This window comes from Streptomyces sp. Ru73, assembly GCF_002920575.1.
Taxonomy (GTDB): domain Bacteria; phylum Actinomycetota; class Actinomycetes; order Streptomycetales; family Streptomycetaceae; genus Streptomyces.
Map to the genome: position 1 here is coordinate 1 of NZ_PQSQ01000107.1, position 24,282 is coordinate 24,282.

21 protein-coding genes are annotated in these 24,282 nt (G+C 72.6%); 11 read left to right on the top strand and 10 right to left on the bottom strand.

All coding sequences use genetic code 11. The features are described from left to right. Positions 1-76 precede the first annotated feature (76 nt). Both C3486_RS31150 and gndA read left to right on the top strand, forming a co-directional pair. Positions 77-622 carry a hypothetical protein gene (locus C3486_RS31150; protein WP_103836209.1) on the top strand — a complete coding sequence of 182 codons (546 nt, stop codon included), beginning with the start codon at positions 77-79 and terminating at the stop codon, positions 620-622. Between the two features lie 195 nt (positions 623-817). After that, positions 818-2,257, top strand: coding sequence for an NADP-dependent phosphogluconate dehydrogenase (gene gndA / locus C3486_RS31155; protein ID WP_103836210.1), 1,440 nt, complete (start codon positions 818-820; stop codon positions 2,255-2,257). Between the two features lie 26 nt (positions 2,258-2,283). Here gndA and C3486_RS31160 read toward each other — a convergent pair whose 3' ends face one another. Continuing rightward, on the bottom strand, positions 2,284-3,654 hold the full coding sequence (locus C3486_RS31160) for an alpha-lytic protease prodomain-containing protein (protein WP_103836212.1): 1,371 nt from the start codon (positions 3,652-3,654) through the stop codon (positions 2,284-2,286). A gap of 120 nt (positions 3,655-3,774) precedes the next feature. Continuing rightward, positions 3,775-4,746, bottom strand: coding sequence for a LysR family transcriptional regulator (locus tag C3486_RS31165; protein ID WP_103836213.1), 972 nt, complete (start codon positions 4,744-4,746; stop codon positions 3,775-3,777). Between the two features lie 167 nt (positions 4,747-4,913). On the opposite strand from C3486_RS31165, the gene C3486_RS31170 reads away from it, so the two are divergent. Both C3486_RS31170 and C3486_RS31175 read left to right on the top strand, forming a co-directional pair. Next, the gene (locus tag C3486_RS31170; protein WP_103836214.1) at positions 4,914-5,870 is read left to right on the top strand and encodes an AraC family transcriptional regulator; all 957 of its coding nucleotides are present in this window, start codon (positions 4,914-4,916) and stop codon (positions 5,868-5,870) included. A gap of 40 nt (positions 5,871-5,910) precedes the next feature. Beyond that, positions 5,911-6,747, top strand: a complete 837-nt coding sequence (locus C3486_RS31175) for a carbohydrate-binding protein (RefSeq protein WP_103836215.1) — start codon at positions 5,911-5,913, stop codon at positions 6,745-6,747. Positions 6,748-6,840: 93 nt separating this feature from the next. Here C3486_RS31175 and C3486_RS31180 read toward each other — a convergent pair whose 3' ends face one another. The 5 genes from C3486_RS31180 to C3486_RS31200 form a co-directional block, all read right to left on the bottom strand. Next, positions 6,841-8,163, bottom strand: a complete 1,323-nt coding sequence (locus tag C3486_RS31180; protein ID WP_181138757.1) for an MFS transporter — start codon at positions 8,161-8,163, stop codon at positions 6,841-6,843. Between the two features lie 139 nt (positions 8,164-8,302). After that, entirely contained in the window at positions 8,303-10,432 is a 2,130-nt protein-coding gene (locus tag C3486_RS31185) for an acetate--CoA ligase family protein (RefSeq protein ID WP_103836217.1), read from the bottom strand. Then, the gene (locus C3486_RS31190) at positions 10,429-10,830 is read right to left on the bottom strand and encodes a Zn-ribbon domain-containing OB-fold protein (RefSeq protein ID WP_103836218.1); all 402 of its coding nucleotides are present in this window, start codon (positions 10,828-10,830) and stop codon (positions 10,429-10,431) included. Before C3486_RS31190 ends, C3486_RS31185 begins: the two co-directional genes overlap by 4 nt. 14 nt (positions 10,831-10,844) lie before the next feature. Further along, complete coding sequence (locus C3486_RS31195; RefSeq protein WP_103836219.1) at positions 10,845-11,996, bottom strand: acetyl-CoA acetyltransferase; 1,152 nt, start codon at positions 11,994-11,996, stop codon at positions 10,845-10,847. Next, positions 11,993-13,165, bottom strand: a complete 1,173-nt coding sequence (locus C3486_RS31200) for an acyl-CoA dehydrogenase family protein (RefSeq protein WP_103836220.1) — start codon at positions 13,163-13,165, stop codon at positions 11,993-11,995. Before C3486_RS31200 ends, C3486_RS31195 begins: the two co-directional genes overlap by 4 nt. Before the next feature lie 236 nt (positions 13,166-13,401). On the opposite strand from C3486_RS31200, the gene C3486_RS31205 reads away from it, so the two are divergent. Genes C3486_RS31205 through C3486_RS31215 form a run of 3 tightly spaced genes read left to right on the top strand, consistent with a single transcriptional unit; the run spans position 13,402 to position 16,390 of the window. Then, positions 13,402-14,028: a TetR/AcrR family transcriptional regulator gene (locus tag C3486_RS31205; RefSeq protein ID WP_103836221.1), complete on the top strand. Its 627-nt coding sequence runs from the start codon at positions 13,402-13,404 to the stop codon at positions 14,026-14,028. Positions 14,029-14,081: 53 nt separating this feature from the next. Beyond that, positions 14,082-14,870, top strand: coding sequence for a thioesterase family protein (locus C3486_RS31210; protein WP_103836222.1), 789 nt, complete (start codon positions 14,082-14,084; stop codon positions 14,868-14,870). Next, positions 14,867-16,390, top strand: a complete 1,524-nt coding sequence (locus tag C3486_RS31215) for a DHA2 family efflux MFS transporter permease subunit (RefSeq protein ID WP_219822268.1) — start codon at positions 14,867-14,869, stop codon at positions 16,388-16,390. Before C3486_RS31210 ends, C3486_RS31215 begins: the two co-directional genes overlap by 4 nt. An 18-nt stretch (positions 16,391-16,408) precedes the next feature. Here the strand turns inward: C3486_RS31215 and C3486_RS31220 are convergent, their stop codons facing one another. Continuing rightward, on the bottom strand, positions 16,409-17,431 hold the full coding sequence (locus tag C3486_RS31220; RefSeq protein ID WP_103836223.1) for an Lrp/AsnC family transcriptional regulator: 1,023 nt from the start codon (positions 17,429-17,431) through the stop codon (positions 16,409-16,411). 117 nt (positions 17,432-17,548) lie between these two features. Between C3486_RS31220 and C3486_RS31225 the strand changes: the two genes are divergently transcribed. Continuing rightward, a complete protein-coding gene (locus C3486_RS31225) occupies positions 17,549-19,102 on the top strand; it encodes an AbgT family transporter (RefSeq protein ID WP_103836224.1) in 1,554 nt (517 codons plus the stop codon). A gap of 61 nt (positions 19,103-19,163) precedes the next feature. Beyond that, positions 19,164-20,342 (top strand): M20 family metallopeptidase, encoded by a 1,179-nt coding sequence (locus C3486_RS31230; protein WP_103836225.1) that lies wholly within the window; start codon positions 19,164-19,166, stop codon positions 20,340-20,342. Between the two features lie 44 nt (positions 20,343-20,386). On the opposite strand, the gene C3486_RS31235 is transcribed toward C3486_RS31230, so the two are convergent. After that, positions 20,387-21,853 carry a PLP-dependent aminotransferase family protein gene (locus C3486_RS31235; protein ID WP_103836226.1) on the bottom strand — a complete coding sequence of 489 codons (1,467 nt, stop codon included), beginning with the start codon at positions 21,851-21,853 and terminating at the stop codon, positions 20,387-20,389. A gap of 146 nt (positions 21,854-21,999) precedes the next feature. Between C3486_RS31235 and C3486_RS31240 the strand changes: the two genes are divergently transcribed. Next, complete coding sequence (locus C3486_RS31240) at positions 22,000-22,719, top strand: YitT family protein (protein WP_258053098.1); 720 nt, start codon at positions 22,000-22,002, stop codon at positions 22,717-22,719. Here the strand turns inward: C3486_RS31240 and C3486_RS31245 are convergent. Further along, positions 22,646-23,413, bottom strand: coding sequence for a DeoR/GlpR family DNA-binding transcription regulator (locus C3486_RS31245; protein WP_103836227.1), 768 nt, complete (start codon positions 23,411-23,413; stop codon positions 22,646-22,648). The two genes, C3486_RS31240 and C3486_RS31245, sit on opposite strands and share 74 nt — an antisense overlap. Before the next feature lie 72 nt (positions 23,414-23,485). Between C3486_RS31245 and C3486_RS31250 the strand changes: the two genes are divergently transcribed. Further along, positions 23,486-24,282 (top strand): MFS transporter (locus C3486_RS31250; protein ID WP_103836228.1); only part of this gene is annotated, 797 nt, incomplete at its 3' end.

Consider the following 24,282-nt stretch of genomic DNA (forward strand, 5'->3'; position numbering starts at 1 on the left):
GGAAACTCCCGGCAAAGGACCGTAAACCTTCGGTCGTCCTACGTCACGCCGTCACGCGGACAGGCGTTGTCCCGGTGTGACCCTCTCTGTCGACCGCGTGCAGCGGCACCTCGTCCCCACCGTGCTCCCCTGTCACCTCTGCCCCGAGCCCGCGCCCGCGCTGCCGGAGCTCGCGGTGACGCTCCGGCCCGCGATCGGGCCCGAGCGCACCGTGTGGCTGTGCCGCTTCTGCCAGGACACCCGGCCGGGCCGCGACCGGCCGGTGCTGGGCGGCGCCGACTGGAGCTGGCGCGGTCTGAACCGGGGGGCGGCTGCCCTGCGGACGGCGTTCGCCACGGGACAGTGGGTGCCGCTCCCTGCGGAGCACCGGTTCGCCGAGGCCCTGCGCCGCGCCCGGTGGACCGAGTCGTCGGTACGGGACCTGCTGCGCCGGGCCGACCCCGCGCTGCGTACCGGGCGGCTGGTCCCGCTGCTCCAGGACGCGCTGACCGTGGTGCTCGCCCACGCACCGGCCGGTGATGTGTCGTTGCGCGAGGTGCGCCGGCTGATCGACGCGCTGGCCGCGGCACCGGCACCGGTCCCGGACCGGAGCGCCCGGGCCGGCCGGCCGCCCGTGGGGTGAAGGCGTCGCAGTGCGACCCGCGTGCCGGTGCCTTCCTTGTCCGTGCGGGCGCCCCCACGCATACTCGGTACGCCGTGCTCCTCGGTCCGCCCCCCGTGCCCGGTCCCGGATCCACCCCTCGTACGCGCGCCGCCAGGCGACAGCGCCCACCGCGTACTGGAAAGACGTACGCATTCCCGTCAGGAGCAGTCACACATGACCACCACCGCACAGATCGGCGTCACCGGGCTCGCCGTCATGGGCCGCAACCTGGCCCGCAACTTCGCCCGCAACGGCTACACCGTCGCCCTGCACAACCGCACCGCGGCCCGCACCCGCGACCTCGTGGACCGCTTCGGCGAGGAGGGCGACTTCGTACCGGCGGAGAGCGCGGAGGAGTTCGTCGCCGCGCTCGAACGGCCCCGCCGCCTCGTCGTCATGGTGAAGGCGGGCGACCCCACGGACGCGGTGATCGAGGAGTTCGCCCCGCTCCTGGAGCCCGGCGACATGATCATCGACGGCGGCAACGCGCACTTCGCCGACACCCGCCGCCGCGAACAGCAGCTTCGCGAGCGCGGCATCCACTTCGTCGGCACCGGCATCTCCGGCGGCGAGGAGGGCGCGCTCCACGGGCCGAGCATCATGCCCGGCGGCAGCGAGGAGTCGTACCGCTCGCTCGGCCCGATGCTGGAGAAGATCGCCGCCAAGGCCGGTGACGGCTCCCCGTGCGTGACGCACGTCGGCCCGGACGGCGCGGGGCACTTCGTGAAGATGGTCCACAACGGCATCGAGTACGCCGACATGCAGCTGATCGGCGAGGCGTACCAGCTGCTGCGCCAGGTCGCGGGCTACTCCCCCGCGGAGATCGCCGACATCTTCCGCACCTGGAACACCGGCCGCCTGGACTCCTACCTGATCGAGATCACCGCCGAAGTCCTGTCCCATGTCGACGGGGCGACGGGGAAGCCGTTCGTGGACGTCGTGCTCGACCGGGCCGAGCAGAAGGGCACCGGCCGCTGGACGGTGCAGATCGCCCTCGACCTGGGCGTACCGGTGTCGGGCATCGCGGAGGCCGTCTTCGCCCGTTCCGTCTCCGGGCACGCCGCCCTCCGCGAGGCCTCGCGCCACCTCGCCGGGCCGGCCGCCCGCACGCTCGGCAAGGCAGAGGCGGCGGCCTTCGCCGACCGGGTCGAGCAGGCCCTGTACGCGTCGAAGATCGTGTCGTACACGCAGGGCTTCCACCAGATCGCCGCGGGCAGCGAGGCGTACGACTGGGACATCGACCTCGGCGCCGTCGCCGCCATCTGGCGGGCCGGCTGCATCATCCGGGCCGCGTTCCTCGACCGGATCACCGGCGCCTACCGGGACCGGCCTGAGCTGCCCAGCCTGCTGTCCGACAAGACGTTCGCCGAGGAGATCGCCGCGGCGCAGGACGACTGGCGCGCGGTGCTGGTCGCGGCGACCACCCAGGGCGTGCCGGCGCCCGGTTTCGCCGCCGCGCTCGCCTACTACGACTCGCTGCGCGCCGAGCGCCTCCCCGCAGCCCTCACCCAGGGCCAGCGCGACTACTTCGGCGCGCACACCTACCGCCGCACCGACCGCGACGGCGTCTTCCACACCCTCTGGGGCGGTGACAAGACCGAGGTGGAGAGCTGACGGGCACCGGCAGCGGAGCCGGAGGATCAGAGGCGCTGCCAGAGGGCCGGTACGGCCGGGGGCTGCCAGCCGGGCTGGGCCTGGTGGTCCTGGAGGCAACGGTAGGTGACGCCGCCGTAGGTCACCGTGTCGCCGGCGCTGTAGACCGTGCCGGCGGACCAGGTGCCGCCCGGCTCCCCGGGGTCGCCCGGATCGCCCGGGTCGCCGGGCGATCCGGCGCTCGTGGTCAGGGTGAGCCCGTAGCTCTGCAGGATCGGGTTGACGGGCTGGAAGTAGGTGGTCCCGCCGCTCGTGCAGTTGCCCGAACCGCCCGAGGTGACGCCCTGCGCCTGACTGCCGGAGAGGAAGGAGCCGCCCGAGTCACCGGGCTCCGCGCACACCGAGGTGCGGGTGACGCCGCTGACGGTGCCCTCCTGGTAGGTCACGCTGGTGTTCAGCTGCTGGACCGTGCCGCAGTGCCAGCCGGTGGTCGAGCCGGAACGGCACACCGAGGCGCCGACCACGGCCGGGGTGGACCCGGCGACCTGTGCGCCGGCACCGTTGACGTACGGGGTCGCCGTCCAGTTGGCGTTGGTGGCCACCCACGCCATGTCGTTGCCCGGGAAGACCGACGCCTGGAAGGTGCCCTGGGCCACCCGGTTGGAACCGGTGGTGGTGTTGCCGGGCCGGCCGCAGTGGCCTGCCGAGACGAATCCCTGCTGGGTGCCGCGGGTGACGGGGAAGCCGATCGAGCACCGGCTGCCGCTGCCGATGTAGTAGGCGTCGCCACCGCGCAGGTCGTACAGCGGGCGGGGACGCTCGGTGGTCTTCACAGACCGGACGAGAGCCGGGTCGACCCCGGCCGCCGCCAGCAGGGGACGTACGGCCGCCGGGCGCACCGCCTGCATCACGAGGGAGTTGGTCCGGACGTCGACGTACCAGACCGGGGTGTCGGTGGTCGCGTGCCGGGCCGCGGCGCGGTCCAGCCGGGCCTTGGCCGAGTCCAGCGAGGCCAGCGAATGCCGGACGACGGCCGCCCGCGCCCCGCGGGCCCGTATGGCCGGCACATCGCGCGCGTCGGTCGTCGCCACCGTGAGCGTGCCCGACTCGGCGCCCTGCACCCAGGCGCCGGCGAAGTCCGCGCCGAGGTCAGCGCGCAGCCGGCCCGCCGTGGCCCCGGCTTCCGCCTCGTTCACGAGCCGCTGTGCTGCCTGCTGCCGATCGAGGCGCAGGTCCCGTTCCATGGCGCGCAGCAGGGCGGCCGGCGCGTCGGCGGTGCGCAGGGTCTGTGCGGCGGTGGGCGTGTCGGGAGCGGCGGCACGGCCACTCGCGCTCGCCGGGCCGCTGAGCCCGGCCACGAGCAGCGTGCCGGCGGCCGCCAGTGCGGCGCAGGCGGCCGCGGCGTGTCTGGGGAGCATGGGACTCTCCTCGGATGTCGGTGGGGTGCCGATACCGTAAGGAAGGCCGTTCGGGCCGCGTAAGGCGTCAACTTCCCCCCTGCCCCGGTGTTATGGAACGTGCTCGCCGCAAGCGTGCGGTCAGCCGGGTCCGGGGCCGCGGCCGGTGCGTTCGCCGCGTTCCGCGCGCCAGGGCCGGTAGCTGTCGCTGGATTCCGCCGTCCTGGCGTGCGCGCCGCGCGCCTCGGCCAGCACGGTGGCCGTGGTGTCCGGCTGCTGGAGGGTGGGATGCCAGCCGAGCACGTGCCGCCACAGCAGCGGGGTGCCGGCGAGCGGTCGGGTGATGATGCCGGGTGTCGTCGGGAACGAGGCCCGGCACAGTCCCACCGCCCGCCCGACCTGGACCAGGTGCACGCAGGACGCGGTGTCCGTCTCGTACATGCGCCGGGGGCTGAACCCGGCCCGGGCGCAGGCCGCGGTGAAGCAGTCCGCGAAGCAGCCGTCGCCGGGCACGCAGGCCCATTCCTCACCCGCCAGTGCGGACAGCCCGACTTCGGCGCACGAGGCCAGTGGATGGCCGCTGGGCAGCATCACGAACACGGGGTCCACCGCGATCTCCCGCCAGGCCAGTCGCGTGGCGTCGGGCGGAGCGGTGGAGCCGCAGGTGCCGGCCAGCGCGAAGTCCAGCCGTCCCTCGGCCAGCAGCCCGGCCAGCTCGCGCTCGGACCATGACACGTACGTGGTCACCGTCGCGTCGGGCACGGCCTGCGCCAGCCGGTCCAGCAGCGCGCCGAGGAGCGGACCGTGCGTACCGCCCAGCCGGAGCCGTTCCGGCCCGCGCCAGGTGCGGGCGAACCTGACGGCCTCCTGCTGCAGTTCGCTCACCGCCGGCAGCACGATCCGGGTGCGCTCCAGCACCAGTTCGCCCAGTGCTGTGACGCGCACGCCGCGCCGTCCCCGTTCGAACAGCGCGCCGCCCAGGGCCGCCTCGATGCGTCTGAGTTGTGCGCTCAGTGCGGGCTGCGCGAGTCCGAGCACCGTGGCGGCCCTGGTGAGGCTGCCTTCCTCCGCGATGGTTCGGATGGTTCTCAGATGTCGTAATTCCAGTTCCATGCAGGGATATTGCGGCGCATGGGAGGAGGAGGGCAAGAGACAGGTACGGACCAATGAAGGACACGGATATGGAACCGGGAAGCCGGGATGTGGTGTTCGCGGCCGTACCGCTGTGGGAACGTGACCCCTCGAACGCCATTGGTCTGTACCTGCTCCGAGGAGGAGTGATGCGCAGCACCACTGTCCCGCGCGGCACACTCTGCGTCGCCCCGCCCGCGGGAGAACCGCCCCTGCACCGACTGGAGTTACCCGCCCCCGGCGCGGCACCGTTCGCCGCGGGCTCCTTCGAGGAGCTGGGGCCGCTGTCGTGGACCGACCACCCGCACCGCCACACCTTCTACGAAATCATTCACGTCACCGCCGGTTCGGGCACGCACGTCATCGATCTCGCCCGGTGGCCGGTGCGACCACCTCACCTGGCCGTGATCCTGCCCGGGCAGATCCACCACTGGCAGGGCGACCGCGACGTCGACGGGACGCTCGCGCTGTTCACCGAGGACTTCCTGGTGGACCACCCCGGCGACCGCGAAGTGCTGCGGCGGCTCGCGAGAACCAGCTGGTTCGCCCTGGACGCCGAGGACAGCACACGGATCGGCCGGCTGATGGCCGACCTGGCCGCGGAGCACCGGCAGCGGGCCGCCGGCCACGAAACAGTGTCACGGGCCCTGCTGCACGTCCTCGTCGTACGCGCTGCGCGGCTGCCGGAGCACGGTGGCGGCGCCGCACCGACGCGGTCCACCGGCCCCGAACAGGTCCCCACCCGGCCCGGGGCGCTGGCCGAGGCGTTCACCCGGCTGACGGCCCGGCGGGAGGCGGTGGCCTGGTCGGTGCGCGAGTGCGCCGAACGGCTCGGGGTGTCCCCCGGCCACCTCACCCGGGCCGTACGCGCGGCCACCGGCCGCAGCCCGGGTCAGTTGCTGATCGCGGCCCGCGTGTACCGGGCTCAGCAGCTGCTCGTCCACACCGAACTGCCGGTACGGCAGGTCGCCGCCCGCACCGGATTCACCGATCCCGCCTACTTCTGCCGGTTCTTCCGGCGGGAGACCGGCAGCAGCCCCGGCGACTTCCGAAAACACCACAGCCGCCACCACCAGTCCATCGCCACGGCGCAGCCCCACGCCTAGGTTCGTCACCGATCCGACGGCCCCCACCCAAGGAGCAGGTATGGACAGCGAGAGACCGTCTTCTCCGTCCGCCGAGCCGCCCCGGCTCGTGCGCCGTAAGACCGTCCTGCGGACCGCGCTCGCGGCCGGCGCCGCGATACCGGTCGCCCTCATCGGCGGCCCGGCTCTGGCCCGCACCCTCGGCTCCACCGGCACCGCCGCGCCCCTGACCCCACAATGCGACGACGGCGACGACCCCACACCCGAGCAGATCGAGGGCCCGTACTTCAAGCCCCGCTCTCCGCAGCGCACCGACCTGCTGGAGCCCGGCATGCCCGGTACCCGGCTGACCGTGAGCGGTTATGTCTTCGGCGGCGCCTGCCGTCCTGTCTCCGGCGCCCTGCTCGACTTCTGGCAGGCGGACGACAACGGCGACTACGACAACACGGGCTTCCGGCTGCGCGGTCACCAGTACACCGACTCCCGCGGTGCGTTCGCCCTGACCACCATCGTTCCGGGCCTCTACCCCGGCCGTACCCGGCACCTCCACGTCAAGGTGCAGGCCCCCGGCCGCCCGGTCCTCACGACACAGCTGTACTTCCCGAACGAACCCCGCAACAACACCGACACGCTCTTCGACGCCCGCCTGCTGATGAACGTGCGCAACGGCAACGGCGGTCGTGAGGCGGCCTTCGACTTCGTGCTGGACGTCCCGCAGAACCCCGGCCCGTCGCCCACCAGCACCCCGCCGCCGGGCGGTACATGGGCAGCGGGCACCGCCTACCGGGCCGGGGACCGGGTGACGTACGCGGGCCGCGCCTATGTGTGCCTCCAGGCCCACACGGCCCAGCCCGGCTGGGAGCCCCCGGCGGCTCCGGCCCTGTGGCGAGCCGCCTGAGCGAGGGCGCCGCCGGTGCTGAGGGCGGCTTCGCAGGACGCCTCAGCACCGGCTCCGCACCGCGGGCACCCGACGGACGCGGGCACCCGCCCCCTACCGCTGCGTACGGTGCGCCGAGGGAGCGACGTCGGGCTGCGGAGACGGTCCCGGGGCTGTCTTGGGGCGGCGCCACGGGCCGCGGAAGAGGAGGGAGGCGGGGACGAAGAGCGCCATGCAGCCCACCGCGACGAACAGCCAGCCGTGCCAGCCGTGCGACTCGACCACGTGCGGCACGACCACCAGCACCACCACCGCCATGGCCTTGGTCAGGAAGGTGAAGACGCCCCACGCGGTGCCCTGGAGCCGGGGGTCGACGTCCTCGGCGTTCTCCGAGTAGTTCGCCATCCACGGCCCGTAGGCGCATCCCATGGCGCCGCCGATGAGCGCACCGGTGACGGCGATGTGCAGATGCGAGACGCTGTCGCGCCCGATGAGGCTCGCCAGGTACGCGGTGAGGAGCGCGGCGGCCACCGTGCCGGCCAGGCAGAGCGGCTTGCGCAGCTGAAGCCGGTCGGAGACGCGTCCGGCGACGATGAGCGTCAGGATGTTCAGCACCCAGAACGCCGACATGACCTGGGAGGCGGTCGCGGCCTCCAGACCGAAGCTGTCCGCGAGCATGGTCTGCCCGTACAGGGTGAGCGTGATGTAGAGCACCAGCCAGCAGGAGATGGCCACCACGTGCGCCCAGACGGCACGCTGCGCGAACAGGTCGCGGACGCGGGGCGGCGTGGTGTGGTCCGCGCGGCCGACCGCTTGCTGCTCGGTCTGGAGGATGCGGGCCCGCAGTTCCGGCGAGAGGTCCGCGATGTTGAAGGCGATCACCACGGAGAGCACGAGGGACACCGCGCCCATGATGACGAACTGCGACCGCCAGGAGTCGTCGAAGAGCGGCAGGGTGAGGCTTGCGACCGTAGCGGCCAGGAAGCTCGCCCCGACCGGTCCCCAGGTCCAGAAGCCGAAGGCCTGCGCGCGGCCCATCCGCGGCGAGAAGTCCCGCACCAGCGGCGCGGTCCCCGCCATGGCCATGCCGTCCACGACCGACAACACCGCTCTGACGGCCAGGAGTTGACCCGCCGAGTGGACCGTCGTCATCAGGAAGCAGCACACCGCGGTGAGCATCAGCAGCGGCACGATGAGCCGCACCCGGCCCAGGGTGTCGGTGAGCCGGCCGCCGACCGCGGAGGCGATGGCCCCGGCGACGAGCGCCGTCGCCGAGACGGTGCCGTAGGTGCTCAGTGAGATGTGCAGGTCTTCGAGGAGGAGCGGCACCACCGGGGCGATCTGCCCCTCGTAGGAAGCGATCAGGACAGCGAGTACCGCCATGGAGAGGATGCGCATCCGTTGTCCGGCGGTCGGGTACTCGTTCAGCTCACGCACGGGGAAGAGCCTCATTGCGCTACCCGCCCTTTCGGTGAAGGGAGCCCCCGAGATGGCCTCGGTGGGTGAGGAGGGGTGTGCCGGGTGTGCGGGAGTGGGGGGTGTGCGGAGGTGCTGAGCGGTGCTGTGCGTGGGTGGTTCAGGCCCAGGTGACCAGGGCGTCCAGGGCTTCCACCCGTGAACCGTCCACCAGGAGGGGGTTGACCTCCAGTGACTCCAATCGGGGGCCGAGCGACCGGGCGAGTTCGCCGATGCGCACCACGGCTTCGGCCACCGCGTCGATATCGGCGGGCCGGGTGCCGCGCGCGCCGTCGAGCAGCCGGGCACCGCGCAGCTCACCCAGGGCGCTCCGTACGTCCGCCGGGGTGACGGGCAGCAGGCGCAGTGCCGAGTCCGCGAGGACCTCGACCCAGACGCCGCCGAGCCCGACGGCGAGGGTGAGGCCCCAGGTCGGGTCGCGGACGATGCCGACGAGGAGTTCCGTCCCGCCGGTCCGCTGCGGCTGGACGAGGACGGCCGGGTCGGTTCCGTAGCCGTGGCGGCGCAGGGCGTCGCGGATGTCCCGGAAGGCGCTGCGTACGGCGTCGGGTCCGTCGAGGTGCAGCCGTACGCCGCCGATGTCGCTCTTGTGCTGCAGCCCTTCGGCCGCCGCCTTGAGGACGACGGGGTAGCCGGCGCGCTCGGCGGCCGCGACCGCTTCGTCCTCGTCGGTGGTGAGGGTGGCAGGGACGACGGGTATCCCGTGGTCGGCGAGGAGTTGCGCGGCCCGGTGTTCCGTCCACACCTCCCCCGGCTGCCCGGTGGTGATGTGCGTGGGTGCGGGCGCCGGCGGCCGCGCGCGGAGCACGTCGGGCAGTGACCGGGACCACCGCACGGCCGCGCCCAGTGCCTTCATGGTGTGGTCGATGCCGCCGGTGACGTGGGGAAATCCGGTCTCGGCCTGCAGCCGGCGGCCGGTTTCGGTGACGTCGGTGAGGACGTTGCCGCTGACCACGACGGGCTTGTCGGTCTTCCGGATGGCCTCGGCGAAGGCCCCGAAGTACGCGCGTGCCGCCTCGGGGTCGGCCGGCGGCACACGCGGCAGGTCGACGAGGGCGAGCACCGCGTCGATGCCGGGGTCGGCGGCGACGGTGTCCAGCGCGCGGGGCAGGAGGGTGCGGTCGACCAGTACGTACCCGGTCACGTCGAGCGGGTTCTGCACGGTGGCGAACTCCGGCACGGCCTCCTCGAGCCGGGCCGTGGTTCCGGGCGCGAAGGGCGGGATCTCCAGTCCCTCCTGCTCGGCGCGGTCGGCGATGATCTCGCAGGCGCCGCCGGAGGGGGTGACCACACCGATCCGGCCGCCCGGCAGCGGCCCGGTCCGGGCCAGCAGTCCGGCGGTGAGGACCAGTTCCTCCAGTGAGTGGACGCGGATGACGCCGAGCTGACGGAAGGCGGCGTCGACGACCCGGTCGTCGCCGACGAGCGCGCCGGTGTGCGCCTGGGCCGTGCGGGAGGCGAGGCGGCTGGCCCCGATCTTCAGCGCGACGATCGGCTTGCCCGCCCCGGCCGCGCGGCGGGCGGCCCGGGCGAACTCGTCCGGGCGGCGCACCGTTTCGAGGAAGAGTGCGATGACCTCGGTCGCGGGGTCGTCGACCAGGTAGTCGATGACGTCCGTGACGCTGAGCGACATTTCGTTGCCCATGGAGGTGAGCAGGGACAGGCCGACGTTGCGGGCATGCAGGAAGTTGAGCACGGCGCTGGCGAGCGCACCGCTCTGCAGCACGACGGAGACCGGGCCTGCCGGTGGTGGCTGGGTGATGGCGAGACCGTACGGGGTGATGCCGACGGCGGCGTTGACGTAGCCGTTGCCGTTGGGTCCCAGCACGTTGAGGCCCTGTTCCCGGACGAAGGCGTGGAGTTCTTCCTCGCGTCTGCGCCCCTCGGGCCCCGTCTCGCCGAATCCGGCGGTGAGGACGACGTAATTGCGTATCCCGAGCCGGGCGCCCTCGCGCAGCACGTCGAGCACGGCCGGGGTCGGCACCATGACGAAGGCGAGGTCGACCGGCTCGCCGATGTCGGTGAGGCTCTTGTACGCCTTCTGGCCGTGCACCTCCGGCGAGCGGGGGCTGACGAGGTGTACCGGACCGGTGAAGCCCTGGGTGAGCAGGTTCTGGTAAGTGCTCAGCGACCAGCCCGACTTGTCGGTCGCGCCGACGAGCGCGATGGACTCCGGGGCGAACAGGCCGCGCAATGAGGAGCTGTTATGGGGCTTCGCGGTGGCGGTCACTTGTCCTCCTCCGCGCGGAAGCAGGGCAGCAGGGGCGCGTCGGGTGCGTCGCCGAGCCGGGTCACCTGCAGACGTACCCGGTCACCGATCGCGACCGGTGTCTCGCCGACGATCCTGGACATCATGCGGACTCCCTCGTCGAGGTCGATCAGGGCGATGGTGAACGGGACCTGTTCCGCGAAGTCGCCGAAGGCGCGGTGCACCACGGTCTTGGAGTGCACCGTCCCGGTGCCGGCCGCGGCCACCGGACGCAGCTCCGCGCCGAAGCAGTGCGGGCAGACGGCCCGCGCGGGGAAGACGGCGCGTGCGCAGCCGCCGCAGCGCTGCAGCAGCAGCTCGCCCCGGGCGACGCCGTCCCAGAACGGCCGGGATTCCGCGTCCATGACGATTGGCTGCATGTGCGGCACGCTCCTCAGCTCCGGGAGAGGACGACGGTCGAGGTGGACGAGAGCACGCCGCCGGTGCCGTGGACGAGGGCGAGTTCCGCGCCCTCGACCTGGCGGCCCGGGTGCTCCCGGAAATCGCCGCGCAGCTGCCGGGTGGCCTCGATGAGCAGGAAGATCCCGTACATGCCCGGGTGGGTGTACGAGAGGCCGCCGCCGTTGGTGTTCATCGGCAGCTCGCCGCCGGGTGCCGTACGGCCTCCCGCGACGAACCGGCCGGCCTCCCCCGGCTTGCAGAACCCCAGCGACTCCAGGGTGAGCAGCACCGTGATGGTGAAGGAGTCGTAGACCGCCAGCAGGTCGACGTCCTCGTGCGTCACCCCGGCGCGCCGCAGCGCGAGCGGCCCGGTGCGGGCCGCCCCGGTCACGGTGAGGTCCGGCATCTGTGAGATCGACGTGTGGGTGGTGGTCTCGGCGTGGCCGCTGACGACGACGGGGCGGGTGGCCACGTCCGGCCAGCGGTCCTCGGCGGCGACCACGACCGCGCCGCCGCCGTCGGTGACGAGGCAGCAGTCGAGCTTGTGCAGCGGCTCGGCGATCAGTGGTGAGGCGAGGACGTCGGCCACGGTGATCGGGTCACGGTAGTAGGCGCGCGGGTTGAGGGCCGCCCACTGCCGCGCGCTCACCGCCACCTCGGCCAGTTCCTCGCTGGTCACGCCGTACTCGTGCAGATAGCGGGCGGCGGCGAGTGCGTACGCGCCCACGGGCTGGGGCAGGCCGAACGGCTGCTCGTACTGCTCGGTCAGCGTCGCGGGGCGTGGCCGGCCGCGCGCCCGGTCGCTGCGCTGGGTACTGCCGTAGGTGATCAGCGCGACGTCGATGAGGCCCGCCTCGATCGCCGCCGTCGCGTGGCCGACGTGGGCCTCGAAGGAGGAGCCGCCGATGTTGGTGCCGTCGAGGTGGTCGGGCTGCATGCCCAGGTACTCGGCGAGCGTCAGGGCCGGGGCCCAGGACCAGTTGCCCGCCGTGAACAGCCCGTCCACGTCGCCGGGTGCCAGACCCGCCTCGGCGAGCGCGGCTCTGCTCGCCTGTGCCTGCTGGGACAGCACGGTCAGGTGGGGCGTCTTGCCCAGCTCGGACTCGGCGACGCCGACGATCGCCGCACGGCGCCGCGGGCTCATTCGCCGATACCTCCCAGCCGTACGTGTCCCTTGAGGAGGTTGCGGGCGATCGTGCGCTTCTGGATCTCGTCGGTGCCCTCGAAGATCCGCAGGAGGCGCAGCTCGCGGTACCAGCGCTCGATGGGCAGTTCCTTGGTGTAGCCCATGCCGCCGTGGATCTGCAGGACGCGGTCGACGACCTGATTGGCCATCACCGCGCCGTTCAGCTTGGCGATGGAGGAGGCGTGCCGGGCGTCGAGGCCCTGCTGCACCCGCCAGGCGGCGTAGAGGGTGAGCCACTTCGCGGACTCGATCTCCACCTGGGAGTCGGCGATGTGCCACTGGATCGCCTGGTAGTCGGCGATGGGCCGGCCCATGGAGTGCCGGGTACGGGCGTAGTCGACGGCCATCTGCAGCATCCGCTCGGCGGAGCCGATCGCGCGGGCCGGGATGAGGTAGCGGCCCTGGCCGATCCACTGCATGGCGAGCGGGAAGCCCTTGCCGACCTCGCCGAGGACGTTGCGCCCCGGCACGCGTACCTCGTCGAAGACCAGCGCGGCCGGGCCCCACTGCCCCATGGTGGCGATCGGCTCGGACTTCCAGCCCATGTCGCGGTCGACGAGGAAGCAGGTGACGCCGCCGTCGGCGCCCTTGTCCGGGTCGGTGACCGCGAACACCATCACGAAGTCGGCCTCGTTGCCGCCGGTGATGAAGGTCTTCTCACCGGTGATCAGCCAGTCGTCGCCGTCGCGTACGGCACGGGTGCGGATGTTGCGGGCGTCGGATCCTGCGCCCGGCTCGGTGATGGCGAAGCAGGAGCGGCGCTCGCCCTCGATGGTGGGCAGGAGGTACTGCTGCTTCTGCTCGTCGTCGCAGGCGTAGAGGATGTTGTCGGCGCTGCCGCCGAAGCTGAAGGGGACGAAGGTCCGGCCGGTCTCCATGGCGATGATCGCCGACATCACCGCGCCGAGGTCCATCCCGCCGTACTCCTCGGGGGTGTTGACGCCCCAGAAGCCGGACCTGCGGGCCTTGGCACGGAGTTCGGCGATGACCTCCGGCAGGACGCCCGGCCGGCCGGCCCGTTCGTTGCGCAGCACCTCCTGCTCCAGCGGCATCACTTCCTTGGTGATGAACGCCCGGACGGTGTCCCGGATCTGGCGTTCCTCGGTGGAAAGCGCGAAGTCGACCATTGCAGTGTCCCTTCCGGAGGTTCCGCAAGCGGGCCGGATGACGAGCGCCCGACGGTCGTGCATTTCCTAGAACGAGAATCTAGGAATGCGTTCAACTTGCCCGCAGGCCGACAGGCGGTCAAGAGGCCAGGACAACTTCAACCCCACGTCTGGCGCGTCGGGTTGAAAGATTCTAAAATCCCATTCGGTACGAGGAGAGAGAGCGGGCGGCGGCACCGCAGCTGGGGGCGACTCAGGTGACACGCAAGGCCGGGAGCACCTCGGGCAAGGGCAACGCCTGGCAGTGGAGCCGTACGGAGCAGACGCGCCGCGCCCTCCTCGACGCCGCCCGCGAGGTCTTCTGCGAGAAGGGCTTCACCGACACGGCGATCGTCGCGGTGGTGCGCCGGGCCGGCTCCAGCGTCGGCAGCCTCTACCACCACTTCGGCGGCAAGACGGAGCTGTTCGTCGCCCTGTGGGAGGACTACGAGGACGCCCGCGAGCGCGATGCCGCCGAGGCGGTGGCCCAGGCCAGAGCCGCAGGCGAGACGGACCCGCTGGAGCTCTTCCTCGTCGGCGCCCAGAGCTTCCTGGAGGGCTGCTGGCGCCGGCGGGACCTGGTCAGGCTGTGGATGGACGGTGACGGGCCGCCCGGCTTCGAGCTGATGCGCCGGGCGCGCGGCCGCGAGTGGATCCGGCAGAACGCCGTACTGCTCGGGGCCGGCAGCGAACCGGTCGACCGGCTCGTCGTCTCCGTCCTGACCTCGGTCATCGGCGAGGCCGGGCGGGAGATCGGCACCTGCTCGCGCAAGCGGGACGCCGACGCGATCTGCCACGCCGCCCTCGCCCTCATCCGCAGGCTCGATCCGCTCAACGTCACCTGAGCGTCACCGCACACCGGCGTGGCCCGCACGGACCGCGCAGAAAGGGGACACGCGTGGCCCAGACCGAAGACGAGGCGCCCTACTTCACCCTGCGCGACGACGCCTTCGTACCCGAGTCGCATGCCCGCGGCTGGTGGGCGCCCGGCACCCTGCACGGCCGTCTCCTGGGCGGTCTCGCCGCGCGGGCGCTGGAGCGTGCGCACGCCGAGGAAGGGCTGCACGTCGCGCGGCTCACCGTCGACCTGTTCCGCACCGCCCCCTTCGCGCCCGTCCGGATCAGCACGGAGCGGGTGCGCGACGGCCGGCGCATCCGCGTCGCCGACGCCGTCGTCCACGGCGACGGCGTCCCGCTGGCGCGCGTCAGCGCGGTACTGCTGCGTACCAGTACGCCGCCGCCGGGGCATGTCCCCGCCACCGGTCCGTGGGACGCACCGCCGCCGGAGCAGCTGCCCGCAGCCCACGAGCACCAGCACTTCTGGCGGTTCGACGAGGAGCTGCAGCCGGTGCGGGAGTGGCGCGGCGGCCAGCGGCGCCGGGCCTGGCTGCGCGAGACCCGCCCGCTCGTCGCCGGAGAGGCGCTCTCCCCCCTCGTCCGCGTGGCCCTGGCCGGCGACACCGCCAGTCCGCTCGCCCACGCGAGCGACGAGGGCCTGCGGTACATCAACGCGGACTACACCCTGTGCCTGAGCCGGCTGCCGCTCAGCGACGAGATCGGCCTGGAGGCCACCGCACACACGGCCGAGGACGGCATCGCCGTCGGCCACTGCACCCTGTACGACGCGGCGGGCCCCCTCGGCTACTGCGCCACCACGGCGATCGCCAACCCCGCACCGTCCCGGTGACCGGCGGCAACGCACCACGAACGGCTCCCGGCCCGGGCCAGGAGGAGTCCGACCGGCTGCGGTACGCCTGGCGGGCGCTGTCGGTCGTCGGCCTCGCGAGCGTCATGACAGCGCTGGGCAGCAGCGCACTCAACGTCGCCCTGCCCGAGGTGGTACGGCATTTCCACGCCGGTGCCACGGTCGGGAACTGGATGTTGCTGTGCTACATGCTCACCAACACCGTCCTGATGGTCGTCTTCGGCCGGCTGGCGGACATGTTCGGCCGGTCCCGGCTCTACCTGGCGGGTCTGCTCACCTACACCTCGGCCTCGCTGCTGCTCGGACTGGCCCCGAACGCGGCGGTACTGATCGCGCTGCAGGCGGTGCAGGCGGCCGGCGGTGCGATGCTGCTCGCCAACAGCGCGGCCCTGCTGACCGACGCGTTCCCCGAGCGGCACCTGGCGCGCGGGATGGGCGTCTACATCGCCTCGTTCTCGGTGGCCCAGCTGCTCGGGCCCACGCTCGGCGGCTTCCTCGCCGACCGGTTCGGCTGGCAGTGGGTGTTCTGGTACAACGTGCCGGTCGGCGTGGTGTGCCTCGTCTGGGGCGCGCTGGTGCTCCGCCGGGTCGCTCCGGCGGGCAAGGAACGCGGCATCGACCTCCAGGGCAACGTCCTCATCCTGCTCTGCCTCGGCAGCCTGCTGTTCGGCCTGTCGCAGGCCGCCGACCGCGGCTGGAGCGACCCCGTGGTCCTCGCCGGAGTACTCGCCTTCGGTGCCCTGCTGCCGGTCTTCCTGCTGGTCGAGCGGCGCAGTGCGCATCCCGTCGTCGACCTGCGGCTGTTCCGCGATCCGGCCGTCGCGTACAGCCTGCTCGCCTCCTTCCTCAACACCGTCTCGCGGATGTGCGTCGTGCTGCTCGTCGCGCTCTTCTACCAGTCGGTGCACGGCGCCGACCCGGTGTCGGCCGGCGCGAGGGTGCTGCCGCTGCCGCTCGCCGCGATGATCGCCTCCGCCTCGTCCGGCCTGCTCCAGGCCCGGCTGCAGGCCCGGACGGTCGCGGCCCTCGGCGCCTCCGCGTGCACCGCCGGGCTGGTCACGCTGCTCCTCGTGCTGTCCACGACGGCGGCCTATGCGCCGGTCGCCGCCGCGCTCGTCCTCATCGGCCTCGGCTCGGGGCTGTTCATGCCGTCCAACGCGACCGCGCTCATGCACGGGCTGCCCGCCTGGCGGATCGGTGTGGTCAACGGGCTGCGGCTCACCGTGCAGAACTGCGGTGTGGTCATGAGCGCGGCCCTGGGGCTGACCCTGGTCACCGGCCCCGTACCGCGTGCGCTGCGCCGGCACGTCCTGGACGGCACCCTCTCCCACGTCGCTCCCGCGGCCGTCCGGGAACTGCTCGACGGCTACCGCCTGGCGCTGTCGGTCCTCGCGGTGGTCTCGCTCCTCTCCGTCGCCGCCGCCCTCGGCGCACGCGCCCAACGCCGGAAGGCCGCGCCGGACGTCCGTACGCCCGAGCGCCTCACCAGTGAGTCCGCGTGACCGGGGACGGGGCGGGTCTCACAGCAGGCTCGGCGGGTGGAAGGCGCCGAGGCCCGAGGTCAGGTCCCGGTCCAGCCAGTAGCGGCGCGGCCCGGCCAGCATGACGTCGACGCTGACGGCCAGGATGCCGGGAATCCTGGCCAGCTCGTGGTCGATGAAGCGGGCGAGCGCCGAGCGGTCGGTGACCAGGCCGGTGGCGAGGACGGACATGTCACTGGCCACGTGCGCGGCGAGCCGGGTCTGGGGCAGTTGGTCGATGCGGTGCATCACGTCGGGGGTTTCGCCGGGGGCGACGCGCAGGCGGAGCAGGAAGGGGGTCTGGAAGCCGAGCCATTCCGAGACGACCTCCAGACGCGGTTTGACCCATCCCTCGTCGAGGACCCGGCGGACGACGCGGTGCGCGGTGGAGGTCGCGAGGCCCGCGGCCCGGCCGATGCTCGCGGCGGACGCGCGGCCGTCCTGGATCAGCCGGGCCACGACGGTGCGTTCGGTCTCGCTGAGCGGTTTCGCGGGCGGTGCCGCGCTGGCGGTGCCTTCGGGACGCACCCCGAGCTTCAGCAGCTCGGCGCGTTCGGTGCCGGTGAGGAACTGGGGGTCCCAGGTGATGCCCCGGCGCAGGGTGCTGAGCGCGGGCAGGGCGTTGACGCGGCGAATGCCCGGGAGGGAGTACATCCGGTCGATCGCCTCGCTGGTGGCGGCCTCGGAGGGGGCGTGGACGACGGCGTAGAGGGGGTAGTCGCCGGAGATCTGCGCCAGGAACTGCAGATGGGGCAGGTCGCGGAGGCGGTCCAGGACGGTCAGCGGGGTCTCGCCGGTGATGTCCAGGAGGACGTGCACCGGCATCGCCCTGGAGTGCATGCCCCAGTCGGCCTGCCCGATCACCCGCACCATCCGGGCCTCGGACAGCCGGTCGTAGCGGCGTTTGAGCGTACTGGCGTCAGCGGCCAGGACCCCGGCGATGTCGTCCCAGGTGGCCCGGGGCGCCAGGTGGAGCGCGCCGATGAGGCGCCGGTCGAGCTCGTCGAGGAGAGGACGGGTCATGGTGCCTCACCCTATAGCCCGCCACTTAATCCCACTGTTACCTCCCGGACCTAGAGAATCGCTCATGGGAATGTCAGTGTTCGCCGGAACATCCCTCCGACGGACGAAGAGGTACCGATGAGTGGCACCGCCGCTCGGCCCCGGCCGGCCGAGCCACAGTCGAGAGTCCTGCGTGCCGCGTTCCGCTGTCTGGCGGTCATCGAGAAGGCCGGCAACAAACTCCCGCACCCCTTCTGGCTGTTCTGGATCCTCGCGGCGGTCGTCGCGGTCCTCAGCGCCGTGCTCGCGGCGGCCGGCGTCAGCGCCGTGCACCCCGGCACGCACAAGACCATCGTGGTGCAGAACCTGCTCAGCAAGGACGGCCTCACGATGGCCGTCGAGGGCGCCGTCGACAACTTCGCCGCCTTCCCGCCGCTGGCCACCATCCTCACCGTGATGTTCGGCATCGCCGTCGCCGAGCGGAGCGGACTGTTCTCGGCCCTGCTGCGCCGCATGGTCGCCCGGGTGCCGGGCCGGTACCTCACCTTCGCCCTGTCGATGACGGCGATGGTCGGCCATGTCGCGGGCGACGCCGCCTACGTCACCCTCATCCCGCTCGGCGCGCTGATCTTCCGGGCGGCGGGCCGCAGTCCGGTGCTCGGCTGCATCGTCGCCTACGTCTCGGTCTCCGCCGGTTACGACGCCTCGCCCTCCCTCACCACCACCGACGTCCTGCTGTCCTCGATCTCCACCGCCGCCGCCCGCACCCTCGACGCGGGCCAGGTCATCACCCCGGTGGCCAACTACTTCTTCGGGCTGGCCTCGTCGGTGCTGGTGGCACTGGTGATCACGCTCGTCGTCGACAAGGTCCTCGCCCGCCGTACGGAACTGGAGCCCGACGAACCGGCCGCCGCACCGGACGCCGCCGAGCTGAAGGCCATCGAGGTCACCGGGCAGCAGCGCAAGGCGCTGCGCGTGACCGGGCTGGTCGCCCTCGGCTTCCTCGCCGTCCTCGCGGTGGCCATGATTCCCTCGTCCTCACCGCTGCGCGGGGAGGGCGGCGGCCTCGTCGACTCTCCGCTGATCGGCGGCATGGCGCTCGTCCTGGGCCTGTTCTTCGCCGTGCTCGGCACCGTCTACGGCCGGCTGACCGGCACCTTCTCCGCCGCCCGCGACAGCGTCGCCGCGATGGTCGACGGTGCCCGGTCGATGGCGCCGATCGTGGTCCTCTTCTTCGCGATCTCCCAGTTCCTGGCCTACTTCACCTGGACGAACATCGGCGACATCCTCGCCGTCAAGGGCGCCGAGACCCTGCGTGACCTGCACATGCACGGCTGGACCGTACTGGTCGGCATCGCCGTGCTGGTCACGTTCATGAACCTCGTCATCACCAGCGGCTCCGCGCTGTGGGCGCTCGCCGCACCCGTGCTCGTGCCCATGCTGATGCTGATCGGCATCGAGCCGGAGACCACCCAGGCCGTGTACCGCGTGGCCGACTCGGTCACCAACTGCGTCACCCCGATGAGCCCGTACTTCGTGATGGCGCTGGGGTTCATCCAGCAGTACCGCAAGTCCGCCGGCATCGGCACGCTGGCCTCCTTCACGATCCCCATCGCCGCCGTCGTCTGGGTCGTCTGGGTCGCGTTCTTCGTGGCCTGGTACCTGCTGGGCATCCCCTTCGGCGTCAGCTGACCACCGCCCTGCCGCCCGCTCGCCAACGATCAGCCCTCACCTTCGTACGAGGAAGCGACTCATGACCACCTCGCCCGCTGCCACCCTTACCGCCCGCGCCCAGGACGTCGCCTCCGAGACCGTGGCCGACATCCTCGCCCTCGTCCGCCACGAGACCAGCAGTTACGATCTCCCGGCCCTCGCCTCGGGCCTGGACTTCCTGCGCGACCTGACCGTCCACCGGCTCGGCCGGCCCGACCACGAACGGCGCCACCCCGGCGGCGAGTGCGGCGACACCCTCACCCTGACCTACACCGGCACCGGCGCCGGACACGTCGCCCTCGTCGGCCACTACGACACCGTATGGCCGACCGGAACCCTCGCCGACTGGCAGCAGCCGGAGGCGTCCCACGACGGCCGGGAAAGGCTCGGCGGACCGGGCATCTTCGACATGAAGGCCGGGCTGGTGCAGGGCATTTGGGCCCTCAAGCTGGCCCGGGAGAGCGGTGCGCCCGTCCCCACCGTCACCTTCCTCTTCAACGGCGACGAGGAGATCGGCTCGCTGTCCTCGCGGCCGGTGATCGAGGAGGTCGCGCAGCGGGCCGACGCCACGCTGGTGCTGGAGCCGACCGCACGCGGCGCGGTCAAGACCGCCCGCAAGGGCACCGGCATCTTCCAGGTCACGGCCACCGGCATCGAGTCGCACGCCGGGCTCGCGCCGCAGGACGGGGCGAGCGCCATCACCGCGCTCGCCGAGTTCGTGGTCGCCGCCGCGGCCGTCGCGGCGCCCGACAAGGGCACCACGATCAACACCGGGCTGATCAAGGGCGGTTCCGGCGTCAACGTCGTCGCCGGGCGGGCCACCGCCGGCATCGACATCCGGGTCAGCAGCGAGGCCGAGCAGCAGCGTGTCGACGAGGCGCTGGACGCCATCGAGGTGAGCGACCCCCGCGTCCGTATCGAGATCGACCACGCGTGGAACCGGCCGCCGATGACCCTCAACGCCGCGTCCCGTCCGCTCCTCGGCCTCGCCCGCGAGACCGCCCGAGCCCAGGGCCGCGAGTTGCGCGACGCGGCCGTCGGCGGCGCCAGCGACGCCAACTTCGTCGCCGCGCTCGGCCTGCCCGTACTGTGCGGCATGGGCGCGGTCGGCGACGGCGCCCGTGCCCAGGGCGAGTTCATCCACCCCGACACGGTGCCCGCCCAGACCGCCCTCGTCGCGGGACTGCTGGGCCGGCTGGCACACCCACTGCAGGGCTGAGCCCGGCGCCCCGGCATCCGAGTGCGTGGGGCGTCGGGCCGCTGTCAGGCGACCCAGTGCGGCCGTCGCGGGGACGCGGCGTGGGCGGGCCCTGTCGCGAGGGCGGCGGCGAGCCGCTGCACGGCCTCGCGGAGGGTGTCCGGCGGGATGGTGTACGGGATGCGGAGGCGTTGCTCGAAGACGCCGGGGTCGGTGGCGAAGCGGCTGCCGCTCTCGATGCGTACGCCGTGCTCCAGTGCCCGGTCGGCGAGCCCCGAGGCGAGGGGCTCGCCCAGGTCGGCCCAGAGGGACAGGCCGCCGGGCGGCAGCCGCCACGTCCACTGCGGGAAGTGTGCGGTCAACGCCTCGGCCAGCGCGTCGCGTTGGCCACGCAGCCGGTGCAGGCGGTCCGGCAGCAGTGTGTCGTCGGTCCGGGTGAGCAGGGTGTGCGCGAGGAGCTGGTCCAGCACCGAACCGCCCATGTCGGTGGCGACCCGCTGGCCCGCGAGTTCGATGACCAGCCGGGCGGGGGCGCGCAGCCAGCCGATGCGCAGGCCGGCCCAGTGGGTCTTGCTCATCGAGCCGATGGTGAGCAGCCGGCCGGTGCCGCCGGGCTCCGCGTGGGCGGCGAACGGCGGCGGCGCCGGTACGTCGAGGGCGAGTTCGGCCAGGGTCTCGTCGATGACCAGCCAGGCGCCGGAGCGCTCCGCCGCGCGCAGGGTGCGGACGCGGTCGGGCGTGGGCATGAGGCAGCCGGTCGGGTTGTGGAAGTCCGGTATCAGGTAGGCCAGTCGGGGCACCGTGCGGCGGAAGGTCGATTCGATGATCTCGGTGTCCCAGCCGTCGTCGGTCACCGGGACCGGCACGGTGCGCAGCCGGGCGCGGCGCAGGGCTTCCAGGGCGTTGGGGTAGGTGGGGTTCTCGGTCATCACCCGGTCGCCGGGGCGGCAGAGCAGTCCCAGGATCAGGGTGAGGGCGTGCTGGGCGCCGGCGGTGACCAGGATCTGTTCGGGCCGGGTGGGCAGGCCGCGCCGGGTGAAGCGCTCGGCGATGACGGCGCGCAGTTCCGGCAGGCCGTAGGGGTGGTAGCCGGGTGTGTGCACGTGCTCGGTGAGCCGCGGGGTGACCTCGGCGAGGGCGTCGGCGACCGTGTCCTCCGGGAGGCCGGGGGCGGCCCTGGCCAGGTCGATCGCGGTGTCCCGCAGCCCGGTGAGGCGCTGGATCCCGGTGGGTGTGCGGCCTTCCGGGAGCGCCGTCCAGGTGCCGGAGCCCTGGCGGCTGCGTGCGTAGCCGCTCTCGCGCAGCAGGTCGTAGACGGCGGTGACGGTGGCGCGGCTGACGTGCAGCGCACCGGCCAGTTCGCGTTCGGCGGGGAGCCTGACGTGCAGGGCGACACGGCCGTCCAGGATCAGCGCGCTGATCGCCTGCGCGAGGTGGCGGTACACCGGCTTCATGGCGGTGGCGTCGGGCAGCAGCGCGGCGAGCTGCCGGCCGCCCAGTGAACGGTCCGGGGCGGAGTGGACGTCAGCCATACCATTCTTCCGTGATTGGCCATGTGAACCGGGCCAATCACTGTACAGAGTTGCCCCCGATGACTGGCCACTGAGGCGCAGCACAGGAACACATCGCGGAGGCAGCGGACATGGGACGGCAGCAACACCGGCGACAGCGGCGGGGGTTGCCCCCGCTCACTTATGTCTCCCTCCGCGAGCGTCCGTTGCGCCGGCTGCCGCAGCTGTTCGCGGGACTCGCCCTGTACGGCTTCAGCCTCGCCCTCATGGTGCGGGCCTCGCTGGGCGTCAATCCGTGGAGTGTGCTGTACGAGGGGCTGGCCGCGCGTACGTCGCTGAGCTTCGGCACGATCAGCGCCGTACTGGGCGTGCTCGTACTGCTGTGGTGGATTCCCCTCAGGCAGCGGCCGACGTTCGGCACCGTCGCCAACATCGTCGTCCTGGCGGGCTCGTCCGACCTCGGGCTCCGGCTCCTGCCGGGCGATGTCTGGCTGCCGGCCCGGATCGGGCTGCTCGTCGGCGGGGTGCTGCTCAACGGGGTGTCGGTCGCCGTGTACGTCGGTGCGCGGTTCGGGCCGGGGCCGCGGGACGGGCTGATGACGGGTGCGGCGGCCGCGACCGGGCGGTCCCTGCGGCAGGTGCGCACCCTGATGGAGGTCGCCGTGCTCGTGGCGGGCTGGCTGCTCGGCGGCACCGTGGGCGCGGGCACCGTGCTGTACGCGCTCGCGGTCGGCCCGGTCACGCAGTACTGCCTGCCGTGGTGTGCCTATCGGGGCGCGGACCGGTCCGCCGCCGCGGACGCCGGGCGCACGGTCACACCGTCCGTACCGTCACGCCCGCTGCGGCCAGGGCGTCCGTCTCCTCCTCCGGTGCGGACTCGTCGGTGACGACGGTGTGCAGGGCGGTGGCGGGGGCGACCACGGCCAGGGCCGTGCGGGAGAGCTTGTCCGCCTCGGTCACGGCGATGACGCGGCGGGCGGAGGCGATCGCGGCGCGCTTGACCGCCGCGTCGTCGAGATCGTAGGCGGTCAGGCCGTGGGCTGCGGTCAGCCCGCAGCAGCCGATGACGGCGGTGTCGAAGCGGAGGGCCGCGAGCGACGCCTCGGTCAGCGGGCCGGTCAGCGCGAGCTCGCCGGGACGGGGGCGGCCGCCGGGGACGAGCAGCGTCAGGCGCGGGGCTCCGGACAGTGCGTTCACCGCGTGCAGGGACAGCGGCATCACGGTCAGCCGCCGGGGCTCCAGCGCCCTGGCGACCTCCAGGCAGGTGGTGCCGCTGTCCAGGACGACGGACTCGCCGTCCGCGAGCAGACCGGCGGCCTCGGCGGCGATCCGGCGCTTGACGTCGAGGCCCTCCCGCTCCCGCAGCGCGAACGGCGGCTCCTCGCCGCGCAGCAGCAGGCTGCGGGCCCCGCCGCGGTACCGCTCCAGGACGCCCTGGCCGGCCAGGACTTCGAGGTCGCGGCGGATGGTCATCTCCGACGCGCCGGTCAGGTCCGCCAGCTCCGCGACACCCATCCGGCCCGCCTCGCGCACGGCCTCGGTGATCCGCCGCAGCCGTGCTGTGCTCCCTGTAGTCGCCATCCGTCGATAGAACATCCCTCATGTGCGAAAATCAAGCTTACGAACATGCACAATGTTCGGTACGTTCGCGACATGGAGAGATCTCTGCGCCACGGCCGCCTGGCCACCTTCGCGTACTTCGCCCTCAACGGCTTCCTCCTCGGCATGTGGATCGTGCACATCCCCACCGTCGAACAGCGCACGGGCATCAGCCACGCCGTACTGGGCTGGCTCCTGCTGCTGCTCGGCCTCGGCGCCTTCACGGGCATGCAGCTCACGGGGCCGCTCACGGACCGGCTCGGTGCACGTACCGTCGTACCGCTCAGTGCGGCCGTGTGCAGCGCTGCCGTCGTCCTCCCGGGCCTCGCCGCGGACGTCTGGACGCTGGCCGGGGCGCTGCTGCTGCTCGGCTTCGGCAACGGCTGTCTCGACGTGAGCATGAACGCCCACGCCGTGCAGGTGGAGCGGGGTTACGGCCGTCCCGTGATGTCCGCCTTCCATGCCACCTTCTCCATCGGCGGCGTCCTCGCGGCGCTGCTCGGCGCGCGCACGCTCAGCTGGGGCTGGACGCCGGCGGTCACGCTGGGCGCGGTGGCCGTGTTCGGGCTCGTCGTGGCCGGGGCCGCGGCCGTCGGACTGCTGCGTGCCGAACGCACCCCGGACACAACGACGCAGGAGCCCGGGAAGGCGGCTGGCCGGGCGCGGACGCCCCGGCGCATCTGGTTCCTGGCCGTGCTCGCCTTCATGCTGATGCTCTGCGAGGGGGTGGCCAACGACTGGAGCGTGCTGCACCTCCGGGACGTCCTGGCAGCGCCGGCCGCCACCGCTGCCTTGGCGTACGGCGCCTTCTCCACCGCCATGACCGCCGGCCGGCTGCTGGCCGACCGAGT